The organism is Exiguobacterium sp. s78, from assembly GCF_018618985.1.
In the GTDB taxonomy this organism is placed as follows: Bacteria; Bacillota; Bacilli; order Exiguobacteriales; family Exiguobacteriaceae; genus Exiguobacterium_A; species Exiguobacterium_A abrahamii.
In genome coordinates this window covers 563532-586076 of the sequence record NZ_JACSNB010000001.1, presented here as the reverse complement: position 1 = coordinate 586076, position 22545 = coordinate 563532, and the positions used below count along the sequence as shown (strand labels likewise).

Annotated in this window: 21 protein-coding genes and 1 other annotated feature (1 of these 22 cut by a window edge); of the genes, 9 read left to right on the top strand and 12 right to left on the bottom strand. The window is 46.7% G+C overall.

From position 1 onward, the window contains the following. Positions 1-5: 5 nt before the first annotated feature. Together KNQ18_RS02890 and dnaE are read right to left on the bottom strand one after the other, a co-directional pair. Complete coding sequence (locus tag KNQ18_RS02890) at positions 6-524, bottom strand: FadR/GntR family transcriptional regulator (RefSeq protein ID WP_050677654.1); 519 nt, start codon at positions 522-524, stop codon at positions 6-8. Between the two features lie 102 nt (positions 525-626). After that, entirely contained in the window at positions 627-3788 is a 3162-nt protein-coding gene (gene dnaE, locus KNQ18_RS02885; protein ID WP_215083794.1) for a DNA polymerase III subunit alpha, read from the bottom strand. A 146-nt stretch (positions 3789-3934) separates the two neighbouring features. Between dnaE and KNQ18_RS02880 the strand changes: the two genes are divergently transcribed. Beyond that, complete coding sequence (locus KNQ18_RS02880) at positions 3935-4129, top strand: YtzJ family protein (RefSeq protein ID WP_023469043.1); 195 nt, start codon at positions 3935-3937, stop codon at positions 4127-4129. Between the two features lie 65 nt (positions 4130-4194). Here KNQ18_RS02880 and KNQ18_RS02875 read toward each other — a convergent pair whose 3' ends face one another. Next, on the bottom strand, positions 4195-5130 hold the full coding sequence (locus tag KNQ18_RS02875; protein ID WP_149427714.1) for a DHH family phosphoesterase: 936 nt from the start codon (positions 5128-5130) through the stop codon (positions 4195-4197). Between the two features lie 63 nt (positions 5131-5193). Between KNQ18_RS02875 and KNQ18_RS02870 the strand changes: the two genes are divergently transcribed. Next, positions 5194-5502 carry a YtpI family protein gene (locus tag KNQ18_RS02870; RefSeq protein WP_023469045.1) on the top strand — a complete coding sequence of 103 codons (309 nt, stop codon included), beginning with the start codon at positions 5194-5196 and terminating at the stop codon, positions 5500-5502. 51 nt (positions 5503-5553) lie between these two features. Here the strand turns inward: KNQ18_RS02870 and KNQ18_RS02865 are convergent, their stop codons facing one another. Further along, positions 5554-6864 (bottom strand): DRTGG domain-containing protein, encoded by a 1311-nt coding sequence (locus tag KNQ18_RS02865; RefSeq protein WP_023469046.1) that lies wholly within the window; start codon positions 6862-6864, stop codon positions 5554-5556. 155 nt (positions 6865-7019) lie between these two features. On the opposite strand from KNQ18_RS02865, the gene KNQ18_RS02860 reads away from it, so the two are divergent. Beyond that, positions 7020-8123, top strand: a complete 1104-nt coding sequence (locus KNQ18_RS02860; RefSeq protein ID WP_215083792.1) for a M24 family metallopeptidase — start codon at positions 7020-7022, stop codon at positions 8121-8123. Positions 8124-8551: 428 nt separating this feature from the next. Here KNQ18_RS02860 and KNQ18_RS02855 read toward each other — a convergent pair whose 3' ends face one another. Continuing rightward, positions 8552-9277, bottom strand: a complete 726-nt coding sequence (locus KNQ18_RS02855; RefSeq protein ID WP_149427716.1) for an SDR family oxidoreductase — start codon at positions 9275-9277, stop codon at positions 8552-8554. A 154-nt stretch (positions 9278-9431) separates the two neighbouring features. On the opposite strand from KNQ18_RS02855, the gene KNQ18_RS02850 reads away from it, so the two are divergent. Beyond that, positions 9432-9869, top strand: a complete 438-nt coding sequence (locus tag KNQ18_RS02850) for a universal stress protein (RefSeq protein ID WP_029342342.1) — start codon at positions 9432-9434, stop codon at positions 9867-9869. A gap of 108 nt (positions 9870-9977) precedes the next feature. On the opposite strand, the gene KNQ18_RS02845 is transcribed toward KNQ18_RS02850, so the two are convergent. The 4 genes from KNQ18_RS02845 to tpx form a co-directional block, all read right to left on the bottom strand. After that, positions 9978-10583: a 3D domain-containing protein gene (locus tag KNQ18_RS02845; protein ID WP_050678579.1), complete on the bottom strand. Its 606-nt coding sequence runs from the start codon at positions 10581-10583 to the stop codon at positions 9978-9980. A 304-nt stretch (positions 10584-10887) separates the two neighbouring features. Next, the gene (locus tag KNQ18_RS02840; RefSeq protein WP_023469051.1) at positions 10888-12099 is read right to left on the bottom strand and encodes an acetate kinase; all 1212 of its coding nucleotides are present in this window, start codon (positions 12097-12099) and stop codon (positions 10888-10890) included. A 120-nt stretch (positions 12100-12219) separates the two neighbouring features. Next, positions 12220-13128: a class I SAM-dependent methyltransferase gene (locus KNQ18_RS02835; protein WP_215083790.1), complete on the bottom strand. Its 909-nt coding sequence runs from the start codon at positions 13126-13128 to the stop codon at positions 12220-12222. 100 nt (positions 13129-13228) lie between these two features. Continuing rightward, on the bottom strand, positions 13229-13720 hold the full coding sequence (gene tpx / locus KNQ18_RS02830; RefSeq protein ID WP_215083788.1) for a thiol peroxidase: 492 nt from the start codon (positions 13718-13720) through the stop codon (positions 13229-13231). Between the two features lie 172 nt (positions 13721-13892). Here tpx and KNQ18_RS02825 point away from each other — a divergent pair, with 172 nt between their 5' ends. Beyond that, positions 13893-14708, top strand: coding sequence for an NAD kinase (locus KNQ18_RS02825; RefSeq protein WP_023469054.1), 816 nt, complete (start codon positions 13893-13895; stop codon positions 14706-14708). 90 nt (positions 14709-14798) lie between these two features. Beyond that, on the top strand, positions 14799-15566 hold the full coding sequence (locus KNQ18_RS02820; protein WP_214771114.1) for a MerR family transcriptional regulator: 768 nt from the start codon (positions 14799-14801) through the stop codon (positions 15564-15566). Here the strand turns inward: KNQ18_RS02820 and KNQ18_RS02815 are convergent. Both KNQ18_RS02815 and ezrA read right to left on the bottom strand, forming a co-directional pair. Beyond that, complete coding sequence (locus KNQ18_RS02815) at positions 15558-17117, bottom strand: amidohydrolase (protein WP_149427720.1); 1560 nt, start codon at positions 17115-17117, stop codon at positions 15558-15560. The genes KNQ18_RS02820 and KNQ18_RS02815 overlap by 9 nt on opposite strands. Before the next feature lie 67 nt (positions 17118-17184). Next, positions 17185-18891: a septation ring formation regulator EzrA gene (gene ezrA / locus KNQ18_RS02810; RefSeq protein ID WP_064299501.1), complete on the bottom strand. Its 1707-nt coding sequence runs from the start codon at positions 18889-18891 to the stop codon at positions 17185-17187. Between the two features lie 223 nt (positions 18892-19114). Between ezrA and KNQ18_RS02805 the strand changes: the two genes are divergently transcribed. The 3 genes from KNQ18_RS02805 to KNQ18_RS02795 all read left to right on the top strand — a co-directional run bounded on the left by KNQ18_RS02805 (position 19115) and on the right by KNQ18_RS02795 (position 21114). Beyond that, entirely contained in the window at positions 19115-19600 is a 486-nt protein-coding gene (locus KNQ18_RS02805; protein ID WP_023469058.1) for a GAF domain-containing protein, read from the top strand. Positions 19601-19833: 233 nt separating this feature from the next. Continuing rightward, positions 19834-20433: a 30S ribosomal protein S4 gene (rpsD, locus tag KNQ18_RS02800; protein WP_023469059.1), complete on the top strand. Its 600-nt coding sequence runs from the start codon at positions 19834-19836 to the stop codon at positions 20431-20433. Between the two features lie 153 nt (positions 20434-20586). Then, a complete protein-coding gene (locus KNQ18_RS02795) occupies positions 20587-21114 on the top strand; it encodes a biotin transporter BioY (RefSeq protein ID WP_023469060.1) in 528 nt (175 codons plus the stop codon). Between the two features lie 45 nt (positions 21115-21159). Here the strand turns inward: KNQ18_RS02795 and tyrS are convergent, their stop codons facing one another. Beyond that, positions 21160-22407: a tyrosine--tRNA ligase gene (gene tyrS / locus KNQ18_RS02790; protein ID WP_029342350.1), complete on the bottom strand. Its 1248-nt coding sequence runs from the start codon at positions 22405-22407 to the stop codon at positions 21160-21162. 56 nt (positions 22408-22463) lie between these two features. Further along, positions 22464-22545: a binding site (T-box leader), on the bottom strand; it runs 125 nt beyond the window's last position.

Genomic DNA, 22545 nt, shown 5'->3' with positions numbered 1-22545 from the left:
TCATCCTATGGGCGGTTCAAGAGTTGTTCCCGTTCCGCCTGCGTATAGAGTTCCCCTTGACCGAAGCTTTTATGGAAGGCATTGACTTGTCGCCAGATTCGTTCAAACAAATCGTTATCGACCGTCTGAATCAACGTCTCACGAAACGCTGCATCGGATGATACGACTGGTGCAAGCACCGAAAGGTCATCCAGCTGCGCGAGCGCTGCTTGCTCAAGCAAGCGGAGCGTTCCTGCCAAGTCTTCGAACTTCGAATCGCCAGTCACTAAGAATTGAGCGATGATTTGAATATAGGTATGATCGTCACGGTTCAAAAGAAAGCTTCCGCCTCCATGTCGTGTCTCGACGATCCCTAAATAAGCGAGCGTCCGTAATGCTTCTCGTACGGACGGTCGACTGATGGATAGTCGTTCTGCCAGTTCCCGTTCCGATGGAATACGGTCTCCTGGAACTAATCCATCTTGTTCGATCATCAATTTAATCGCCGCGATATTGGCTTCAAACGCATTTCGTTTCTTCTCCATATCGATACGGCACCACCTTTCTGACCCTTCAGTCGGTTGCTTCAATCGGTGGCATTGGTCAGACCAATTACCCCTTATTATAACAAATCTTATTACCTAGTACTAGTTTGAGCGGGGGACATTTTTCAGGACGACATGATCCTCGCCAAACCGAATACGTAGCCGAGCTAGTAATTCCTCATCATGCTGCACAGCATAAAGCGGCGGTAACGATTTCGTCTCACGTGAATCCGCGTAGCGGACGACGACTGGAATATCGCCTGGTGCCGCTTCAAGCAACTGTTCAAGTGCGGCCAGCTCATTTTTCGATGTTAACTTGACGAATAGCACATCTTGTCCAAGCGGACGAAGACGTTCCAAAATGAACTGACGCTCCCCTTCGCGATCCTGCACCTTTAATTCAATCAATAAGACGTTCCCTAAATAAAGTGATCGACGGAATCGTTCATATTGATTCGGGAAGACGACGACCTCTTCATTCGAATACCCATCGACTGCCTGAATGACCGCCATCGTTTGACCGCGTTTCGTCTTGAACTCTCGGATCTGATCAATATAACAGACTAAATAGTGTGTTTCCGAACCGACGCCAAGGTCATGGAAATAAGCAGATTCAACCGGAGCTTTCATTGCTGTCGTCAACGGAGAATACGTCAACCAGAATCCAAGCGCTTCCCGTTCTAATCGTGCCCAGTCGGAATCACTTCGTTTCGATGACTTCTGTGTCCGGCGTTTCCCGAGAATTGCCAACTCGTCTGGAAGTAATGTATTCGATGACTCGGTGAAATACTCGAGCACCTCTTGTTCGGCGAGCCCGCGATCGCCGTGCGTCGCTCGGTCTAGCGCACCACTGTAGAGTAACAATTCAATTTTCACGCGCTCCTTCTTGCCCCATCCGATGTGGGTCAATAGATCAGCAATCGTCGCCGTGTGCTTCGATGCTTCCTTTACACGCTCGAACTCTCGCTCGGAAATACCTTTAATCACATGGATACCGAGTCGAATCCCTTTGCCTTCTAGTGAAGAACGGTAATCGGAAATCCAGACATCCGGCGAGTGGACAGGGAGACGTCGTTCGCGCATCAATCGGACGAGGCGCTCCGGTTGTTCGACCGAGACGAGCAAGAAAATGTGCGGGAAATGCGCTTTGATGTACCCGAGGGCATAACTAATCTTTGAATAGGCGACCGCATGGCTTCGGTTGAATCCATACCCAGCGAATCGCTCAATTTGTTCATAGAGTGATTGTGCGATCGCATCATCGAATCCATTCGACTTTGCTCCTTCAAGAAAACGAACCCGTTCCTGTTCGAGCGAATCCGTACTTTTTTTAGAAATCGCACGTCGTAATAAATCTGCTTGTGCGAGTGTAAATCCAGCCACTCGACGGGTGATTTCCATGACTTGTTCCTGATAGACGATGATGCCATACGTTGGTGCAAGTACGTCTTCTAATACGGGATGCAACATTTGATAAGGTTGACCAGCTTTTCGTTTCGCGTACAGATCAATGAATTTCATTGGTCCCGGACGATAGAGTGACATCGTTGCCACCAAATCCTCGAACCGATTCGGTTTGACTTCGCGCAACGTCTGTTTCATACCTGTCGACTCGAATTGGAAAATATCATCCGTCTCGGCGCGGGCAAAGACTTGAAATGTCGCGCGGTCTTCTTCTGGAATTTGCGTGAGCGTAAAGGATGGCTGTTCTCGACGAATCAATTCTTCCATCCGACGCAAACGACTGAGATTTCGTAATCCTAACAAGTCAATTTTCAACAATCCTTGACGTTCCAATGCCTGCATCAAAAACTGCGTCACATAGCGTTCATTTGGTCCCGTTTCAACGGGTGTCGTCTCGACGAGCTGTTCAGATCCAATGACGACACCGGCCGCGTGAACCGAACGTTGTCGCGGGAGACCCTCGACCGCTTGCGCTAGTTGCAACAGTTGCCGGCGCTTTTCGCTTCCAGAGAACCAGCGATATGTCTGTTTGTTTTGTTCGATCCCTTGTAACGTCGTTGATTTTCCAAGCTGTTTAACTGCAGCATCTAACTCATCCTTCGAAAACTCTAGCGTCCGTCCGACGTCTCGCAGAGCGGCTTTGGCACCGAGCGTCGACAATGTACCGATTTGAGCAACGTGATCTTTTCCGTAACGCATCACGAGATCCTCTAATACTTCTTCGCGTCGTTCATCTTCGATATCGATATCGATATCCGGCATGGAAATCCGCTCGGGGTTCAAGAATCGTTCGAATAGTAATCCATATTTCAATGGATCCACCGTCGTGATCCCAAGCGCATAGCTGACAAGTGATCCAGCTGCTGAGCCCCGACCGGGTCCAACGAAGATGCCTTTCGCTTTTGCACTACGTACGAGTTCTTCAACGATTAAGAAGTAATCAGCAAATCCCGTCTTATCGATGACTGATAGTTCATAAGCGAGACGTTCCCGCGCTTCGTTACTTTCATGACCATGTGCCAGTAACCCTTCCTCAGCACGTTTCCGTAATAACGCATTCGAGTCTTCCGCGATACGTGGCAGTGGACGTTGTTGAAACGGTAATTCCAAGCGTTCAGATGTCGTAGCAAACTGCTCTATCATAGTAATTTCTCGCTCGGTAAAGTCTTCGAGTAATTCTTCTCGGGTCTTTAAATGCATCAGACGATCTGTCTTTTGGTCTTGGAACGTCGTCGCCTCACCAATCGCACGTATTGCTTGATACGCTGGCGCTTCATCTCGACGAATGTAACGAACAGGATCGACTGGGATGGTCTCAACACCAAGCGCTGCTGCTACTTCGCGGTAACGCGCACGACTCTCTCGTTCGACCGTTGAGCGACTAGAGGTCACGCCCATATATGTACGCGCTCCTTGAACGTGTCCCATCCATTGAACGAAGGAACGACGTAGACGCGTCGCATCTTCAGAGGCTTGACGCAGTGGCACGAGCACCGCGATCAGTGATGAAACTTCAGTCTCCCCTTGTTGACTGGCTAGTCGATACAGTTGACGCAGTCCATCAGAAGAAAAAGCAAACCATAAGATACAAAATTCTTCTTCTTCGATTCGCTGCTCCCATCCGACGATCGGTTGCATATTTCGACGCTGACATGCATCGATGAATGCGGGAACTCCTGTCAATGTCGTTTCACAGATGACCGCTCGTCCGATGTGTCGACGGACTAGTTCATCGAGATAGGGCTCGATTCGAACTAAACTCTGCAATGGACTAAACTGCGTTCGAACATTTATATGCATCTTCCATTCTCCTTTCTCTTCTGATGGATGTTTTTAAAAGTTTTCAGAACATTCATATCTAACTGACTCAAGTACTCGCCATCTGATTTATTATTCGATACAATAAGTATAGAAATATCATGACGGGTACGGAAGGAGCGTTTCTCATGATTTTGAATCGCAGTCAAATCGCACGTGAAAAAGTCGAACAATTAAAGCTCGGTGTTACCGCTTTTACTGAAACGGAAGAAATCGCTGAGAAGATTCGCAAATCTGTCGCTGAACTTCAACTGAATGTCATTGAAGATCACACAGATCGTGGCGTTTGGTTCATTCCGCAAGACGAAACAAAAACGCAATAAGCGTAAAAAGGCTGTTCGCTTCGCTTCCTCAATGAGAGGAGTGAGACCGAGCAGCCTTTTTCCATTTAAAACTGGAAGTTAGCAGCGACCTCGTCCAGACGACGGATGACACGTTCGACCTCACTCAACTGTCCAATCGTTGCACCAGACGCCATCGGATGTCCACCACCATTGAATTCTTTTGCTACTTCATTGATGACGGGACCCTTCGAACGAATCCGGACGCGAACCTCCGTGTCCGTTTCAAGGAACAATGCCCAACACTTCATGCCTTTTAAACCGGCAAAACTATTGACGAGCAACGATGCTTGCTCAACCGTCGCCCCAAACTGCTTCAACGTATCTTGTGTCAATACGACATAACCGACACCTTGATCCGTCAATTGAATATGTTGAAGGACATATCCTTGTAAATGAAGCGCTGCAAGTTCTGTTTCGTACATATTGCGATACAACCAGTCCGTATCGATTCCTGCATCAATCAATTGCGCTGCGACTTCAAATGTTCGTTTCGTCGTACCACGGAATTGGAAACGTCCTGTGTCACCGACGATCCCAGCGTAGAATTGAATGGCAGCTGATGTTGGAATCTCGTATCCCCATTCGTTCAATAAATGAACGAGCAATTCCGATGTCGAACTCATCGTCGTATCGACGAGTTGCACTGGTGCGTATGGATCTTCATCCGGATGATGGTCGATTTTAATGACGTCTTTTCCTGTCATCGCAACCTTCCCGTCAATCCGCGCTTGATTCGCTGTATCCAGAATCACGACTAACGCCTCTTTGTATAATTCATCGTCTACTTGATCGAGCTCTCCCATGAATGACAATGATGTCGCCATCTCACCTGCTGACAAAACTGTTTTTTCAGGGAACTGATTTTGTAGAGTCAATTGTAAGCCGAACTGACTACCGAGTGCATCGGGATCTGGTCGTTCATGACGATGAATGATGATCGTATCTGCCGCTTCAATCATTTGTTTGATTTGCTCTTTCACTGTGCACAGCTCCTCTAATCTTGATATGATATGAGATGAAGACAAAAAGGAGGTCCTTTTAACATGCAATTCATCCTCATCGCCCTCATCGTTTTCTCGCTTGGTGGGTATTTGTTAGCAAAACGCCGCGCGTTCCATACGAAAAGCACGAACCGAAAATACTTGTTCAATACGCAAGCGAGCATTTGGTTGAGCTTGTTCGTCATCCTATTCGCCGTCAACCAGTTCGTTTCCGGAAACGGATTAACGACACTCGTCGGGAAAATCGTTTGTTCCATTTTAATCATCGTCGGTGTTGCTTCATTCATCGCCGGATTCATCCGTTACAAAAAGATTTATCCGTATGTCGTCCGCGAGATGGAGCAATCCTGAGCTAGATTCAGAGGAACCGAAGTCCATTGACTTCGGTTCTTTTTGATTCATTTAACGATCGATGAGTTGGGATGTCACGAGTGCCTTCGCAACGATTTGTGTGCCTTGATACATCTCGACATCGACTTTCCCGAATTTTCGACCGACGTCAAAGACATTCGCCCGGATCGTTACCGTGCTCTCGATTTGAACAGGTTTAATGAAATAGATGCTGACGTTCTCGATGACAAGGTCACCTTTTTTCATATGGCGCAACATTCGCGTCGCTCCTTCGACTAGAAGCGTCGTCAACACCCCACTCGAAGCAGTCCCCATGAAGTTCGTCATTTGCGGCGAGACCTCAAGCGATAAGTACGGTCCCCGTTCGTCCTCTGCCGCCTTGATCTGTCCTGTAATTAGATCGTCGAACGTCTCTCCGACTTGTGGCTGACGATTCGCGAGTTGCAGTGCCTTGAGGACGTCTTGACGGCTAATGATCCCGAGCAATCGACCGTACTGGTCGATGACCGGTAACATCTCGATTCCTTCCCAGACCATCTGATGCGCAGAATTCGTGACACTCGTTCGAATACCCACCGTGATCGGATGACGGGTCATGACTTTTTCAACAGCCCAATCATGCGGACGGTCAATGATGTCCTTCGCTGTCACGACACCGACGACCTTCATTTGTTCATCGATGACGGGATAACGGTTGTGTTTCGTCTGCTCATTCAACTCGTGCCAGCGTGAAATCGGATCCGTCGTCTGTAAATAGAACGTATCATGCAACGGAATTAAAATATCCGAAACGAGTAAAATCTCCTTTTTGATCAATCGATCATAAATCGCACGGTTGATCATCGTCGCAACCGTGAACGTATCGTAGGACGTCGAAATGATCGGCAACTCCATCTCATCCGCTAATCGTTTTGCATCCTCCGTCGTATCAAAGCCACCGGTAATCAATACAGCAGCTCCTGCTTCAAGCACGAGTTCATGTGCTTTTTCGCGGTTTCCGATGATGACGAGACTATCGACATCGATATAGCGCATCATGGCTTCGAGCTTCATTGCGCCAATGACGAATTTCGTCAGCGTCTTGTGTAATCCATTTCGACCACCGAGCACCTGACCGTCAACGATGTTCACGACTTCCGCGAATGTCAGCTTCTCGATATTTTCTTTTTGTTTCTTTTTAATCCGAATCGTTCCGACTCGCTCAATCGTCGAGACGAACCCTAAATTTTCTGCTTCCTTGATGGCGCGATAAGCCGTCCCCTCGGATACGGTCAAATCCTTCGCGATTTGTCGGACGGAAATCTTTGTTCCGACATCAAGATCTTCGATATGTCGAATGATCTGTTCGTGTTTCGTAGGCATACTGTATCCCTTCTTTTCCTTTTTTCTACTCTCCTGTCATTATACTGTACTACTCTAAAGATGAAAACGTGTACTAGTCTGATTTACGATAAATGTTTTTCGAACCGGACGATGATATACTTATGTAGAAAATGAGTAGAGAGGTGGAATCATATATGAGCGAACGTACGAACCAAATCAGTGAATTCCTGAAAGAACAAGGAATCGACTTAGCCGTCGTCACTTCGAAGGCAAATGTCTTTTATTTCTCAGGAGTCTACGCTGAACCCCACGAACGTGTCATGGCGGTCCTCGTCGATGTAACCGGCAAACATGTATTATTCTGTCCGGCACTCGAAGCAAGTATCGTTGCAGCGAGTCCTTGGGAAGGAGACGTCGTGACGTATGAGGATCACGAAAACCCGTTTGATCGATTAGCAGAATTATTCGCGACATTCGAACACTCGAATAACCGAATCGGTATCGAAGGGGAACACATGACGTTCAGTCGCTATCAGGAACTAAGCTCACGTCTCGAGAAAGCAGCCATTCTTGATATCGGTGAGTCTTTACAAGCGCTTCGTCTGAAGAAAACACCGGAAGAAATCGCTATTCTTCAAGAAGCCGCAGCACTTGCGGACGAAGCAATCGAAATCGGTAAACAAGCGATTCGCCCGGGGATCACGGAAATCGAAGTCATTGCGGAAATCGAATATGAAATGAAGAAAAAAGGTGTCCGCGAGATGTCATTTGATACGCTTGTTTTATTTGGTGCAAACAGTGCTGATCCGCACGGTGTACCCGGCGACCGTGTCATCCAAGAAGGCGACTTCGTCTTATTCGACCTCGGCGTCGTTTGGAAAGGCTACTGTTCCGATATTACACGGACCTTCATTTATGGCGAAGCGAACGAAGAACAGAAAAAGATCTATGAAACGGTTCGCCAAGCACTTGAAGCCGCGACAGAAGCGAGTCAGATCGGCACGACACTCGGTTCATTAGATAAGGCAGCCCGTGACGTTATTACAAACGCTGGCTACGGACAGTACTTCACGCACCGTGTCGGGCACGGACTCGGAATCGAGGTTCATGAATTCCCGTCTCTCGCGTCAAACAATCTACTGACGGCTGAAGCTGGTATCGTCTACACACTCGAACCAGGCATTTATGTTCCAGGTGTCGGTGGCGTCCGTATCGAGGATGATATTCATCTCACTGCGGAAGGTCCAGTTGCGTTAACTCGCACACCAAAACATCTTCAATCCATTCCGTCATCTTAACTCAAGACAAACACCTAATCCATCTCTTGGATTAGGTGTTTCTGATTATAGACAAAATGGCTGACTAAAAAAATGTCTCGTCTTTTCACGCCCTTTCCTCAAGCGAGACACAAGCCAGTTTTCCCGCTTCATTCAAGCAGGAAAACGGGTCTTGTTTGTCTCTGACAGCGCAAAATTGCGCTTTTTCCTGTAGGAGTGGCGTGTGACGCGTCATTCTTTTTATACCGAAGGATTTGAGGAGCGTTTTGTTCACTCGACATCGCTTCCTAGGGAAAAACAAGCAAGAGCGACCCTGCAGCGGAGCGATGCTTGTCCCAGGAAAACGATTCGAGACGAACAAAAAAGCGCAATCCTTCTCGTTAGAGAAAAATTGCACCTTATCTTCAGTCTCAAACATCTAATCCATTGCTTGGATTAGATGTTTTTGCTTATTTACGGGATTGATGGACGACATTGACGCCACCTGTCACATCGAGGATTGCTCCCGTAATCATACTTGATTCTTCTGCCAACAAGAAGGAGATCGCGCGAGCGATATCTTCTCCGACACCCGTTCTTCCGACCGGCGTCGCCTCATCTTGCTCCGCTTCAGAAATTTGCTTCGTCTTATTGTCACCGACGATGTTTCCCGGGTTGACCATGTTGACCGTGATGCCGTGTTCCGCTTCTTCAAGCGCTACACTCTTCGTCAAACTCACCATCCCGCTTTTAGCAGCAGCGAACGCCGCCCGGCATACCCATCCCGGCGCTGTTGCACTCTCCGGGAAACCGTACGTAATGATTCGACCATAGGCTTGCTTACGCATGACGGGTAATACTTGACGTAACAGCCAAAAACTAGCTGTCAGATTTCCGGTGATCACTTCATTCCATTCCTGATCGGTGTACTCCACTAACGCTTTTCGTTCGAATATATAAGGTCCTGCATTAAGTATCAACGCATCAATCCGACCATGCTCGTTGATTGCTTGTTGGGTTGCGCGTTCCAATTCTTCTTGATTCGTCACATCCGCTTGAATCGTCATGAGATTCGGATGTGTAAATTCGGGTTCGGAACGATGAAACGCCGTCACTTTCCAACCTTCTTCCAGTAACTGGCGCGTCACTCGTTCTCCCAGTCCTTTTGTACCTGCTGTAATTAACGCGTGCCTCATCTTGGCATCGCCCCCTTTCACTGACTCCATCTTACGACGGAACGGAAAGGAAGGACAATTTTTAGAACTCACTGAATGTTTCATCCGCTCCTAGTAAGAGAATGGTATAATTAGGGTGTACTCATCATATCGATTACGAAGGGATGGATTCATCATGGCAATCGTCTATCATAATGTACTCGTAGCAGTAGATGGCTCAAAAGAGGCAGAACGTGCCTTCGAGACGGCAATCGATGTTTCATTGCGAAATGATGCAAAATTGATCATCGCACACGTCATTGATACACGGACATTCGCAACAGTAGAAGCCTATGACCGCACCATCACGGAACGTGCCGAATCTTACGCGAAGGAATTGCTAGACGAATACGTCAAGACCGCTCAAGATCGCGGTGTACAGGAAGTCGAAGTAGCGATTGAATACGGCTCACCGAAAGTAACGATCGCTAAAAAGCTTGCCCCTAATCACGATGCCGATTTAATCATCTGTGGCGCAACTGGTTTAAACGCTGTCGAGCGTTTCTTCATCGGTAGTGTCTCTGAAAGCATTACGCGTTACGCAAAATGCGACGTCTTGATCGTCCGTTTATGAATCACTCTTCTACAAAAAGCCTTTCTTCCTTCATTTCAAAGGAAGAAAGGCTTTTTGACGACCTATTTAAATAAAAAAACCATCGAACCAATGTCCGATGGTTTAAAATCATTTGTATTTTACTGTAACCGTACGACGACCCCAGTTGAATGCTTCTGAACGAGAATAGTAAAGGATATCCATCTTCTTCCCTTTGATGGCACCGCCAGTATCAGCAGCTGTATACGTCCCTTTTAATTTCCCCTTGTAATACACTTTCACTGTCGAACGAAGTGGAATGACACGTGGATCAACCGCTACGACTTTCTTTTTCGAGCTTTTAATGTTCCAACCGATTGCTGTCAGATTACCACTACCTGGATCATACGGTGTGTAAGCTGTTGCGCTTACGTTCGTGATTGTTTTCCAACCACCTGTTGATTGTTTTTTCGAACTGCTTGACGTTACGACTTTCGAGTAGCTTGCGCTAAGGTAAGCTGTTTTACCTTTGTAACTTACTTTATACCAGTTACCTGTTTTTGCTTTGTACGATAACGTTTGGTTCTTATATAGAAGACCGAGCTTTTTCGAAGAAGTAGTAGCTTTCTGACGAATGACTAGGCTATCGACTGTTGACTTGACGCTTTTCTTAGTTGCAGCCTCTGCTTGAAGACCTGCAAACGAACTGAGTGCTAACACGACCGTTAAAACACTTGCGAGCATCCGTTTCATCATGTATTTTCTCCTCCATCATTGTTTCGTGTTTGTTAACTGAGATTAATATACATGACAAAACGAGGGAGTGCCGTTACATATAGACCACAAAAATATGTCTGTACTATTACTTTTATGTTACAAACGACTCATTTTTTTAAGAAATCGACCCTTTTTGGGTTTATTTTTACAAAGATGACGATTCATTTTTCGTTATATGACAAACATCGTAACAATAGATCGTACGTTCGTATATTTCCTTTCATAGATTTCATTAAAAAAAGGACTGAATCGTTGGAATAACGACTCAGTCCTTTTGAAACGATTATGCGTTTTGAGCAACTAATCCACCAACACGAACCGTGTCGCGTGCAATCATCAATTCCTCATTCGTTGGAATGATGATGACTTTAACTGGTGAGTGTGGGTAGTTAATGAAGAGTTCTTCTCCACGAGCTCCGTTGTTGAGTGATGGATCCCAGTAAACGCCCATGAATTCAAGACCACGTAAGACACGCTCACGGATTGAATCTGAGTTTTCTCCGACGCCGGCTGTGAAGATGATCGCATCGACACCGTTCATCTCAGCAGCGTATTGCCCGATGTAACCGTGGATACGGTTCGCAAAGATACGGAGTGCCATCTCTGAACGATGGTTCCCTTCTTTAGCAGCTGTCTGGACATCACGCAAGTCACTTGAAAGACCTGAAAGACCGTAGATTCCAGACTCTTTGTTCATGACGTTCAAGACGTCTTCTGCTGTTTTCCCTGTTTTCTCCATCAAGAATGGAATCAACGCTGGGTCAAGTGAACCAGAACGTGTTCCCATCGTGATCCCTTCAAGCGGTGTGAAGCCCATTGTCGTATCGATTGATTCGCCACCTGAAACTGCTGCGATTGATGCTCCGCTACCTAGGTGACATGAGATCAAACGGAGGTCTTTTAACGGACGACCGAGTAATTCAGATGCACGTTCCGTAACGTATTTGTGGCTCGTACCGTGGAAACCATATTTACGGATACCGTATTCTGTATAGTAATCATACGGCAAGCTGTAAAGGAAGTTTTCTTCTGGCATCGTTTGGTGGAACGCTGTATCGAAGACTGCCACTTGTGGTACTTCCGGAAGTAATGCTTGGAATGCCCGGATTCCGATCAAGTTTGGTGGAATGTGAAGTGGTCCGAGCTCTGTGTAAGACTCGATATCGTGCATGACTTCATCTGTAATCAATACAGAGTCTGCATATTTTTCTTTACCATGAAGCACACGGTGTCCAACACCTTTAATCTCATCGTAAGACGAGATGATTCCGAACTCCATTAATTTTTCGAGTGACAACTCGACTGCTTCTTTATGTGTTGCAAGTGGGAGGACATCTGTATACTTTTGTCCTTCACCATATTTGATCGTAAAGATTGCATCGTCTTTACCGACGCGTTCAACGAGTCCGACTGCGATCATCGTTTCGTTCGGCATTTCGAGCAATTGGAACTTCAAAGACGAACTACCTGCGTTTACCGCCATAATTTTTGCCATGATTTTTCCCCTTTTCCATTTGAATCCAATGAACATTCACATCTGTTTAGGTTTTCTTCTATTTCTGTTCTACAACTAGAATAGTCAAATTAACGACAGATTTCAATCACTTTGCGTAATTCATTTTAATTCTGTGTTAATCCATTCATCAATCTGTTTCACCATACCGCCAAACGCGCGGGCATCTGTGAACGATGGCAACTCAGCAAGCAATGCTTGTTTTGGCATCTTCATACCGGCTAAATGATTACGGACGATCAAATAACTTTTTGCTGCCTGTTCTTGTTTGAACATCGTGAGCGGCAACTGCAAAATACCGATGACATGCGCTTTGGATTCGAAGTACTGTTTCAACTTCCCTTCCGTATCATGCTGGAACAGACCGTTCGGGATGACGAAGACACCGAATCCACCTGGTTTGACGTATTGCATTGCTTGTTCAATCAACAAGAAATGACTGTAGCTCATGCCTTCGTCTCGTTTCAAGATGTAAGAAGCGGCAGCCTCTTCATCCGGATAATAACCGACAGGAAGATCAGCCATCGCAAGATCAACTGGATCTAACAATAATGGTCGTAACGCATCTTGATGGGTATACGTGACTGGATAGTCGAGTAATTCCGTTACCGCTGCCGATAAACGAATCAATGTCTCATCAACCTCGACCGCCTCAGCAGATGTATCTGTCGAAAGTTGACTTAAGACAGCATGTAACATGCCACCTGTCCCACTCCCCAACTCAAGTAGTCGGATGTCCTCCTTACCTACCAATTTCCCGATTAGATAACCAGCAAACAAAGCGACGCTATCTGGCGTCGGCAAATGGTTCGGTTGCGCTTGTTTCATCCCTTCTAGAATAGCAAGCGATACTGCCTTCCGAATGACTTCTTTGTCTACATTTTCAGTATGACGATCGTTCAATCGATCAATCACCGTCGTCAACGCTTCTAAATAGGGCATATCAAGATCACGTTCGATTTGTTTTGTTTGACGTGTTAATTCCTTATATAACTTTTCTAACGGCTCCATGTACGTCATCCTCTCCAAAACGAAACGGCCCCCCGTAGAGCGGGAGCCGTTTCTATCATTAGTTCCATTGTAACGCTTCAGCGGCGTTTGTAAACCATTCTTACTTCGCTTCACGTGCTGCAGCGAGTGCTGCTTCGAAATTGACTTCGTCTGTTGATTCTTCAAGATACTCAAAGTACGTAATCTCGTTGTTTGAATCAAGAACGAAAACAGAACGGGCAAGCAGGCGTAATTCTTCGATGGCTACGCCATACTGTGTACCGAATGAAAGATCACGGTGATCAGACAACGTCACGACTTGATCGAGACCGCTTGATGCGCACCAGCGACGTTGTGCGAATGGAAGGTCGTTTGAAACCGTCATGACCGTCACACCTTCGATTGTTGCTGCTTCTTCATTGAATTTACGTGTTTGCGCATCACAAACGCCTGTATCGATCGATGGGACGACGCTGATGATCCGGACACCTTGATATGTATCACGTGTTACCGGTGATAAGTCGTTAGCTAACACTTGAAAGTCAGGTGCTGTTTGTCCGACTTGAACCGCTGTACCTTGAAGTGTGATTGGATTTCCTTTAAACGTTGCCATTATGAGTTCCCCTTTTCCCCTGATTGGATATACTATATTTTCTATTTAACTATAGGAATGATCCGCGAAGATGGCAAGCATTCTGCCATAATTGATGGACTTCAGTACCCGTCTTTCTAAAAAACAGGTATAATGAAAGAGTTCATGAAACGCTTTCAAGGGGGAATTGACCATGGCTCGAAATAATGTCTACCTGTACTACCGAAATACACAAAGACACGAGACGCAGGTGCGAAAGTTGATTGATGTCGGTACACGATACGGACTGAACGTCGTCCAAGATCACCGACAAGCAAACATCATCGTCTCGATTGGTGGAGATGGGGCTTTCTTGCAAGCGGCACGCTTCACAGGTTTCCGTGATGATGCGATCTATGTTGGATTCGCTGAAGGACCCAACTCGTTCTACTGTGATTTTGATATCAATGATCTTTCGGCGGTCGAAGCCATCTTTAAAGAGACAGGCAACCGTGTCTCGGATGGCGAAATCGAAGTACGTCGTTATCCACTGCTCGAAGCATCCATCAACGGTGGACCACCGATGCTCTGTCTGAACGAATGTTCCGTGAAGTCGAGCATCATCAAATCACTCGCAATCGAAGTCTATATCGACGACTTCCTGTTTGAGACATTCCGCGGGGATGGAATGGTCATCTCAACACCAACGGGCTCTACGGCTTATAATAAGTCACTCTCTGGTGCGATCGTCGATCCATTGATTCACTGTCTTCAAGTCAGCGAAATTGCTTCCGTCAACAACAACCGGTACCGGACACTCGGTTCTGCTTTCCTACTGAACCGTGGACGGAAACTTTCGTTACGCATCATCGAGGACGGAAACGACTATCCGATCATCGGGATGGATAACGAAGCACTCAGTCTCACACGAACAGATTCAGTCGATATCCAGCTTTCTGAAAAAGAACTGAAAACCGTCAAATTGACGAACAATACATTTTGGCATAAGATTCAACGCTCGTTCTTATGACCATAAAAAAATCTGCCTCCTCGGGGCAGATTTTTTTATTGCGTCTTCCGTTACGTCACCCTTTATACTCCAATCAAAGGAGGTACACAAATGATGTATTCCACTCAGGAAATCGCCAAACTGACCGGCGTCACAAAACGAACACTCTATCATTATGAGACGATCGGTCTCCTCGTGCCAAAGCGTACCAATGCTGGTCACCGAAGTTACAGCAGAGAGGATCTTTTACGTTTACAACAAATCCTGCTCTACCGCTCTCTTGATTTCCCACTGTCAGAAATCCAAAGATTACTCACGCAATCTGATTCCAATCATCATACGACACTGAAAAAGCAGATTGCACTCCTTCAAGAAAAAGCTTCGCATTATCAAATGCTTGCTCGACTCGCTGAACAGACATTACTCACCTTAAAAGGAGGAATTCCGATGAAAGACGAACAATTATTCCGCGGTTTGCGCCACGAAGAGATCGTTACGCATGAAAAGCAACATGCAGATGAAGTCCAGCAACACTACGGTGACACTGACGCCTATCGAATCAGTGCAAAAAGACAACAACAACGAACACCGAAAGAGAAAGAACAACTGAGCAGCATGCATAAGCAACTCGATCAGCGCTTGACGACCCTTTACCGCGACGGGCACGCGACGACGGATCCGGACGTTCAACAAGTCGTCAAAGAACAACATGATTTCATCGATACGTACTATTACCCGTGCGCATTATCTCTCTTTGCCTCACTCGGTCAGATGTATGTGTCTGACGAACGATTTCGTGCCTATTACGATGCGTATGCACCCGGACTTTCGACGTTCTATTCGGAAGCTATTTCACACTATGCGCAAACATCACACTAACGCGGCTTCCGCCTGATAAACGGTTTTTCCAGCTTGGACCGTCTCGACCAAACGGTTATTCAAGATGGCTTCCCCACGCAAGCGATAGAAGTCTTCTTCAAAGATGACGAAGTCGGCATCATAGCCTGGTAAGAGCAATCCTTTTCGACCGTGTGTTTCTGTCGCGAGATGTGGATTTTTCGTAAAGAGCAACAAGGCTTCAAACATCGATAACGTCTCGTTCGTCTTATTGACACGCCCTGCCGTTCCTTCCGTCGCTGCATAAAGCGACCGTCGGACATCGGGGTCAGAGATCGGCGCATCTGCTCCGCCGCACAACAGTGCGCCGGTCTCAGCTAACGAACGTAAACGATAACTCCAGTCTAAGCGGTTCAAGCCGAGTCGATCGACGATGAAGTCGGCGTCATCTAGTAAAAAGACTGGTTGAACGTCAATCAAGACCGGTAACTTCCGAATTCGCGCAAGCGTTTCTGGTCGGACGACCGTCGCATGAATGATGCGATCTCGTTTCCCTTTTGGTGCCGGATACTTCTCGAGCACCTGTACGAACCGCTCGATCGCTAAATCACCGATGACATGTGCCGCGACTGTGAACCCGTAACTACGTGCGCGTTTGACGAGTTGTTCGAGTTGTTCTGGCGTATGCACTTCGATACCACGTGTCGTCGGATCATCGGAATAACCACGACCGAGAAGAGCTGTTCGTCCTCCGAGCGCGCCGTCGACGAACAGTTTCATCGCACCGATTGACATCGTTGACGGTAAAGTAGGTTGTTGTTGCACGAACTCATCGATGACAAGATGATGCACGAGCAGATGCGTATGGAAGCCTGTCTCTTGCGTCACTTCCTTATAAGCTTGCAAGATGTCCGCGACATCCCCGTGATACGACAAGTCTTCTGTGTGTGCCGCAATGATGCCATATTGGTATAAGTTCTTAATCGCTGATCGAAGGGACGCTTTATTCCGCTCCAAGTTTCCAGCTTGTAACGCATATAAAGGTTCAAGCGCCGCATCGTACAAGAATCCGTCAGCTTCTCCATTATCCGATAAACCGACCTTTCCACCTTCGATGACAGTCGACGCTTTATATCCGAGCTGTTGGAATAAGACATCGTTGACAAGTGCTGTATGCCGGTCTGTTCGTTTCAACAAGGCAGGTGCGTCAGGGAACAACTGATTGAGCCACGCCTTCGTCGGTGCACGATCAAGCTTCGTTTCGTCATAGCCTTCTGCCACATGGATTCCATTGACTGGTTCCGCCTTGAGAAAAGCTTGTCCTAACGCTTCAAGCGTCGTATAACGCGAGGCATCGACACGATTGATCGCTTCCCCGTAACCGATCAGATGAATATGCGCATCTGTAAAGGCTGGATATACAGCTTTTCCGTTCAAATCGTAAATCTGATCAATACGTCTACCGAAACGGCGGCGTAGCTTTCCTTCCTCCCCCATCGCGATGATCCGCGTTTTCTCGACGAACATCGCTGAATGGACATCCTCTTCGTGTGCCATCGTTCGAATCAATCCGTTTACGTATAGTGTTCCCATTCCACTCACTCCTCTTTTTACAAAAATAGGGTGACCATGACGGTCACCCTGAATTGTCGATCCTGATTTAAACGTGCAATGTTTCTTCTGGTGCACACGACCGTTTAATACGTTCGATCGCGGCCGGATCGTATTCATTTAGGACACGTTCCGCTAAGACAATCGTTCGTTCATAGTCTCCCGCTAAGAACTTCGTTTCCGCGATCGTCAGCGACATATGTATCTCGTTGTCGTGGCGACGGTACCGGTTCGCATACTGGACGAGCCGTTCGGCATACGTGACTTCGAACACTAATGTATCTAACCGTTCTTGCACATGTTTAAACGTTTCTTGGACGTCTTGACTTTGTGCGACGATCGATCGAACGTTAAACGGTAACTCCTCTAACCGTGTTTCAAGCGTCTGCAGTGAACGATTCGCATTTCGGAGCGCTTCTTCCACCTCAGCCGGTAAGTTCGGTAATCCGAGTCGTTTTAGACGGAGGCGTGTCTGCGACAGCTGATGACGCCATTCGACGATTCGTTCGCGAACTTCCGTCTCTTCTTTTCGAAGTGCCTGGAGTTCGACCGTAAAGCGTTCGTACTGAATCATCAACTGTTCTTCGAGGCGAATCGCATCGCGCATCTGATCTTCGAGCATACTGAACGGGATGATTTTTCCGGCAATCGACTCATCAAGATCTTTCGCTGCTTCAAAGAGCAGCTCTTCGTCACGCTGAATCGTTTCATAGTGAATCCCTAAATCTGCTGAGATTTCATATTTTTCACGTAAGATACTGAACTCTTGTGCCAATTGATGAATCCGTTCACGCATCCGTAGCGCTTTTTGTTTCAAGAATTGGTTTTCTTTTTTCACTTGATGACGCGCATCGACCTCACGACGGAACGTATCATACATTTGATCCACATCGGCCGATAACTGTTGAATCGCCTCTTCCAAACCATCGACTTCTAGCATTTCGATTTTTTCAGAAAGGCTTAGACGTTGTTCCTCGAAACGTTTGATCTCGGATTGGAGACCGAGTGGTTCAAGTGGATACCCATCTAACGACATTTCCTTATAGCCTGCTCCGAGCTGATCAATCCGTTGACGTAATTCATGAGCAAGAATCTTCCATTGTTTCGGTACAAGTTCGACGAGTTGACGCGTCGTTGCTACTTCTTGCTCGAGTAGCAAGCTTGTTTCATACGCCTTCGTCACTTCACCTGAAGCTTCGTACTGACACATCTCATTCCAGTGCGCATCGATTTGTTCACTCCGTTCTTCGAGACGCGCAAGCGCCGGACCGAATGAGTTCGCTTGAATCAATAATGATTTCCGAACTTGCCCTGAATCGGCTTCCCCTTGCGCTTTCAGTTCGGCTAGAACCGATTGATTCGTTTTGAACGTCGACATCTCGACGAGCATCTCATCGATCAACCCTTCGAGTTCCGCAATCAATTGTTCCGTTACTTCGAGGTCATTCTTGACGGCGATGAAACGATATTTATCGAGCGCTTCCTCCGCCCGGTAAAGGGTCTCATCGATTTGGGCGACGTGGACCGTTAATAACTCTTCCCACGCTTGATGCCAGGAGCTGAACTTCGTCTCCGTCTCACCCGCCATCGGTAGTTGCTTTAAGTCCTGCAACTCCTTTGGAATCGATGCACTGACGATGCCTTGTTTGCGCATATCAAGTTCATCGATTTTCGTGTAGTATTTTTTTCGACTGATCATGCTAAATAGCATGACGAGTAATACGATGACGATGACTCCGATCACCCATGCCCACATTTGTCACGACCTCCACTCTGTCCTACGACTTTAGATTTTCTCTAAATCGCAATAATCTTATCCTTATAATAGTATAGCGCAACCGTTTTGCATAGATTTACAAGGGCTTTTCCTGATTTCTTCCGCTGTTTTGAATCCTTTTTCCAAAAATCAATTGTTTGTCAGCTACGCGAAAACTCGTTAAACTAAAAAAAATACGCTTTTTACGGGAGGAATTTTTATTATGTTCGAAACAAAGACATATGAAGGTGACCGGACGAAACAATACGACATGCTCTCAAAACAACTCGATGCGCTATTAATGGGAGAAGACAATCAAGTTGCAAACTTATCGAATGCGAGCGCGTTGCTCAACCAGTTCCTCGACCGTATCAACTGGGTCGGCTTCTATTTGACGGATACGGAGCAAAACCAACTCGTCCTCGGACCGTTCCAAGGACTTCCAGCATGCGTCCGTATTCCATTTGGTCGTGGTGTCTGCGGAACGTCCGCAGCAGAACAGACGACACAACGAATCGAAGATGTGCATCAGTTCCCAGGTCACATCGCATGTGACGCAGCTTCGAATTCAGAAATCGTCATTCCACTCGTCAAAGACGGACAAACGATTGGTGTCCTCGATATCGACAGCCCAGAATTCAACCGTTTCGACGAAGTCGATCAAGCTGGTCTAGAAGCATTCTGTACGACACTGCTTCGCCATCTGTAATTCTGATTGACAGTCGATTGTCCACACCGTATACTTGTAAAAGTGCAGAAATGATAACGATAGCGGTCAAATCGCTTACGTATCACATTTCATGACTCGGTGAATAACCGGAGGGGCATCGTGTAACTTTGCTATCAAGCGAGGGTGCCACATCATGAAATGGGCGTAATGTGGGTTTGATGGCGTTATTATTTTTATGCAAATAATAACGAACAATAAGGAGGAGTCTTATTATGGCTCGCTATACAGGTCCAGCTTGGAAACTCTCACGTCGTCTCGGTATCTCACTTACTGAAACAGGAAAAGAAATCGCAAAACGCCCTTACGCACCAGGTCAACACGGTAACAGCCGTCGTAAAGTATCTGAGTACGGTCTTCAACTTCAAGCGAAGCAAACACTTCGTCACATGTACGGAGTAAACGAACGCCAATTCAACCGTATCTTCAACGATGCTGGCAAAATGCCTGGTATCCACGGTGAGAACTTCATGTTCTTACTCGAAGCACGTCTTGATAACGTCGTTTACCGTATGGGTATGGCTCGTACACGTCGTGCTGCTCGTCAGCTCGTCAACCACGGTCACATCCAAGTTGATGGACAACGCGTTGATATCCCATCATTCCGCGTGAAACCAGGTCAAACGATCTCAGTTCGCGAAAAATCGAAGAACTTTGTCGTTATCAAAGAAGCACTCGAAGTTGCTCCAGCAACTAAAGACTTCGTTACTTTCGATGCTGAGAAGCTCGAAGGAACGTTCGTCCGTCTTCCTGAGCGTTCTGAATTGAACGATCAAATCCAAGAACAACTCGTCGTCGAGTACTACTCACGTTAATCGATTGTTCCAGCACTCACTTCGGTGGGTGCTTTTTTTATGCCTATGACTAAAATGTATACCTGGTCTTAAAAAAAGAGTGACGTCATTCATTCGTTTGTGTTAACCTTTAAATATAAATAGTTAACACAAACAGAAAAGAGGACTTCATTCATGAAAACAAGAGATTTAACATTCATCGCCCTTGGTGCTGCCATCATCGCAGCCGTCAGTTCTTTGCCACAAATTCAACTTGTCGGCGCTGTTCCGATCACGCTCCAGATGCTCGCGATCATGACGGTCAGCGCGATTCTCGGCGGAAAACGTGGTGGACTCGCTGTCTTAATCTTCTTATTACTCGCAGCAGCTGGTCTACCGGTGCTTGGCGGAAAAGGCGGACTAGCCCCATTCGTCGGACCAACCGTTGGTTATTTGATTGCCTTTCCGATTGCTGGATTCTTCATCGGTCTTGTTGCTGAAAAAACGCGTCGCTTCGTTCCCCTCTTCATCGGGATGATCGTCTTTGGTCTTGGTTTAGTCTACTTGCTTGGAACATTTGGTCTAATGGCTGTACTCGATCTATCGTTCAAAGATGCTTTTGCGATTAACTATCCTTTCGTCTTATGGGATACGATCAAAGCTGTCATTGCCACGACGATTGCCGTTCGCTTGTTGCCACTCCGTTTATTCCGAACAGCTTAAAAAAACGCTCTCTGCATCTAAGTGCAGGGAGCGTTTCGTATATCATCAAGCATGCTCGACGACGAAGTATTTTTTCTTTCCGCGACGTACGATCGTAAAGCGACCGATTGCATCAGCTTCCGTGATTTCTTTCGTTAAATCTTGCTCGCGTTCTCCGTTTAGGTAGATTGCACCGTTCGTGACGTCTTCACGTGCTTGACGTTTTGACGGACTGATCTTCGCCTCAACGAGAACGTCGACAAGGTTTGTCGCTTCACCGAGTGTAAAGCGCGGCATTCCTTTGAACGCATCTTCGATATCTTCGACTTGCAACGATTTAATATCTCCACTAAAGAGTGCTGTCGTAATACGTTGTGCTTGTGTCAGACCTTCTTCACCATGGACGAGAACGGTCATCTCTTCTGCAAGACGACGTTGCGCGACACGCTTCTCTGGTGCTGCCTTGACTTCTTCTGCGAGCGCGTCGAGTTCTTCGTGCGTTAAGAACGTGAAGTATTTCAAGAACTTGATGACGTCAAGATCGTCAACGTTGAACCAGAATTGGTAGAACTCGTACGGTGACGTTTTGTCAGCGTCTAACCAAACCGCACCACCTGCTGTCTTACCGAATTTTTGACCGTCTGCTTTTGTAACAAGCGGTACCGTCAAACCGAATGCTTTTTCTTCATGACCCGCACGACGAATCAATTCCATCCCTGCTGTGATGTTCCCCCATTGGTCACTTCCTCCGACTTGAAGGCGGCATCCTTTGTCTTCGTAGAGTTTCAAGAAGTCAAACGATTGAAGTAACATGTATGAGAACTCTGTGAACGAGATTCCGTTTTGAAGTCGTGAGTCAACAGAGTCTTTCGCCAGCATGTAGCTGACTGGGAAGTGTTTTCCGATATCGCGTAAGAAATCGATGATCGTCAAGTCTTTCGTCCAGTCCAAATTATTGGCGATCGTGACCGGGTTTTCTCCTTCAAGCGGTAAGAAACGCGACAACTGGTCTTTAATCCGGTTCGCGAACTCTTCGACGATATCCGATGTATTCAATGAACGTTCTGTTGCGCGACCACTCGGGTCTCCGATCATTCCCGTTGCTCCACCAACGAGACCTACGACATGGTGACCTGCTTGTTGGAATCGTTTTAAGACTAAGATCGGCAACAAGTGTCCGATATGCAATGAATCCGCTGTTGGATCAAAGCCTGTGTAAAGCGTCGTTGGTGTCTCGAGTAATGTCTTCAATCCTTCTTCATCCGTCATTTGGTTAATTAAACCGCGAAATTCTAAATCCTCTAATAACGTCATTGTGTCTCCTCCTAAAGTTCACTTTTAACAATAAAAAACCGCCCCTTCGTCTAAGACGAAGGGACGGAAGATTCCGTGGTACCACCCTGATTGCCCTTTACATAAAAGGACCACTTGGTTCGTCGATAACGGGACGGA

What these genes read in the sequence shown, in the direction of transcription:
- KNQ18_RS02820 (WP_214771114.1), top strand. Translation starts at nt 14,799, where the DNA reads ATGATGTATTCCACTCAGGAAATCGCCAAACTGACCGGCGTCACAAAA.
- KNQ18_RS02835 (WP_215083790.1), bottom strand. Translation starts at nt 13,128, where the DNA reads ATGGAGCCGTTAGAAAAGTTATATAAGGAATTAACACGTCAAACAAAA.
- KNQ18_RS02840 (WP_023469051.1), bottom strand. Translation starts at nt 12,099, where the DNA reads ATGGCAAAAATTATGGCGGTAAACGCAGGTAGTTCGTCTTTGAAGTTC.
- KNQ18_RS02870 (WP_023469045.1), top strand. Translation starts at nt 5,194, where the DNA reads ATGCAATTCATCCTCATCGCCCTCATCGTTTTCTCGCTTGGTGGGTAT.
- KNQ18_RS02850 (WP_029342342.1), top strand. Translation starts at nt 9,432, where the DNA reads ATGGCAATCGTCTATCATAATGTACTCGTAGCAGTAGATGGCTCAAAA.
- tpx (WP_215083788.1), bottom strand. Translation starts at nt 13,720, where the DNA reads ATGGCAACGTTTAAAGGAAATCCAATCACACTTCAAGGTACAGCGGTT.
- KNQ18_RS02805 (WP_023469058.1), top strand. Translation starts at nt 19,115, where the DNA reads ATGTTCGAAACAAAGACATATGAAGGTGACCGGACGAAACAATACGAC.
- KNQ18_RS02855 (WP_149427716.1), bottom strand. Translation starts at nt 9,277, where the DNA reads ATGAGGCACGCGTTAATTACAGCAGGTACAAAAGGACTGGGAGAACGA.
- KNQ18_RS02795 (WP_023469060.1), top strand. Translation starts at nt 20,587, where the DNA reads ATGAAAACAAGAGATTTAACATTCATCGCCCTTGGTGCTGCCATCATC.
- KNQ18_RS02860 (WP_215083792.1), top strand. Translation starts at nt 7,020, where the DNA reads ATGAGCGAACGTACGAACCAAATCAGTGAATTCCTGAAAGAACAAGGA.
- KNQ18_RS02865 (WP_023469046.1), bottom strand. Translation starts at nt 6,864, where the DNA reads ATGCCTACGAAACACGAACAGATCATTCGACATATCGAAGATCTTGAT.
- tyrS (WP_029342350.1), bottom strand. Translation starts at nt 22,407, where the DNA reads ATGACGTTATTAGAGGATTTAGAATTTCGCGGTTTAATTAACCAAATG.
- KNQ18_RS02890 (WP_050677654.1), bottom strand. Translation starts at nt 524, where the DNA reads ATGGAGAAGAAACGAAATGCGTTTGAAGCCAATATCGCGGCGATTAAA.
- ezrA (WP_064299501.1), bottom strand. Translation starts at nt 18,891, where the DNA reads ATGTGGGCATGGGTGATCGGAGTCATCGTCATCGTATTACTCGTCATG.
- KNQ18_RS02845 (WP_050678579.1), bottom strand. Translation starts at nt 10,583, where the DNA reads ATGATGAAACGGATGCTCGCAAGTGTTTTAACGGTCGTGTTAGCACTC.
- KNQ18_RS02825 (WP_023469054.1), top strand. Translation starts at nt 13,893, where the DNA reads ATGGCTCGAAATAATGTCTACCTGTACTACCGAAATACACAAAGACAC.
- dnaE (WP_215083794.1), bottom strand. Translation starts at nt 3,788, where the DNA reads ATGCATATAAATGTTCGAACGCAGTTTAGTCCATTGCAGAGTTTAGTT.
- KNQ18_RS02880 (WP_023469043.1), top strand. Translation starts at nt 3,935, where the DNA reads ATGATTTTGAATCGCAGTCAAATCGCACGTGAAAAAGTCGAACAATTA.
- rpsD (WP_023469059.1), top strand. Translation starts at nt 19,834, where the DNA reads ATGGCTCGCTATACAGGTCCAGCTTGGAAACTCTCACGTCGTCTCGGT.
- KNQ18_RS02815 (WP_149427720.1), bottom strand. Translation starts at nt 17,117, where the DNA reads ATGGGAACACTATACGTAAACGGATTGATTCGAACGATGGCACACGAA.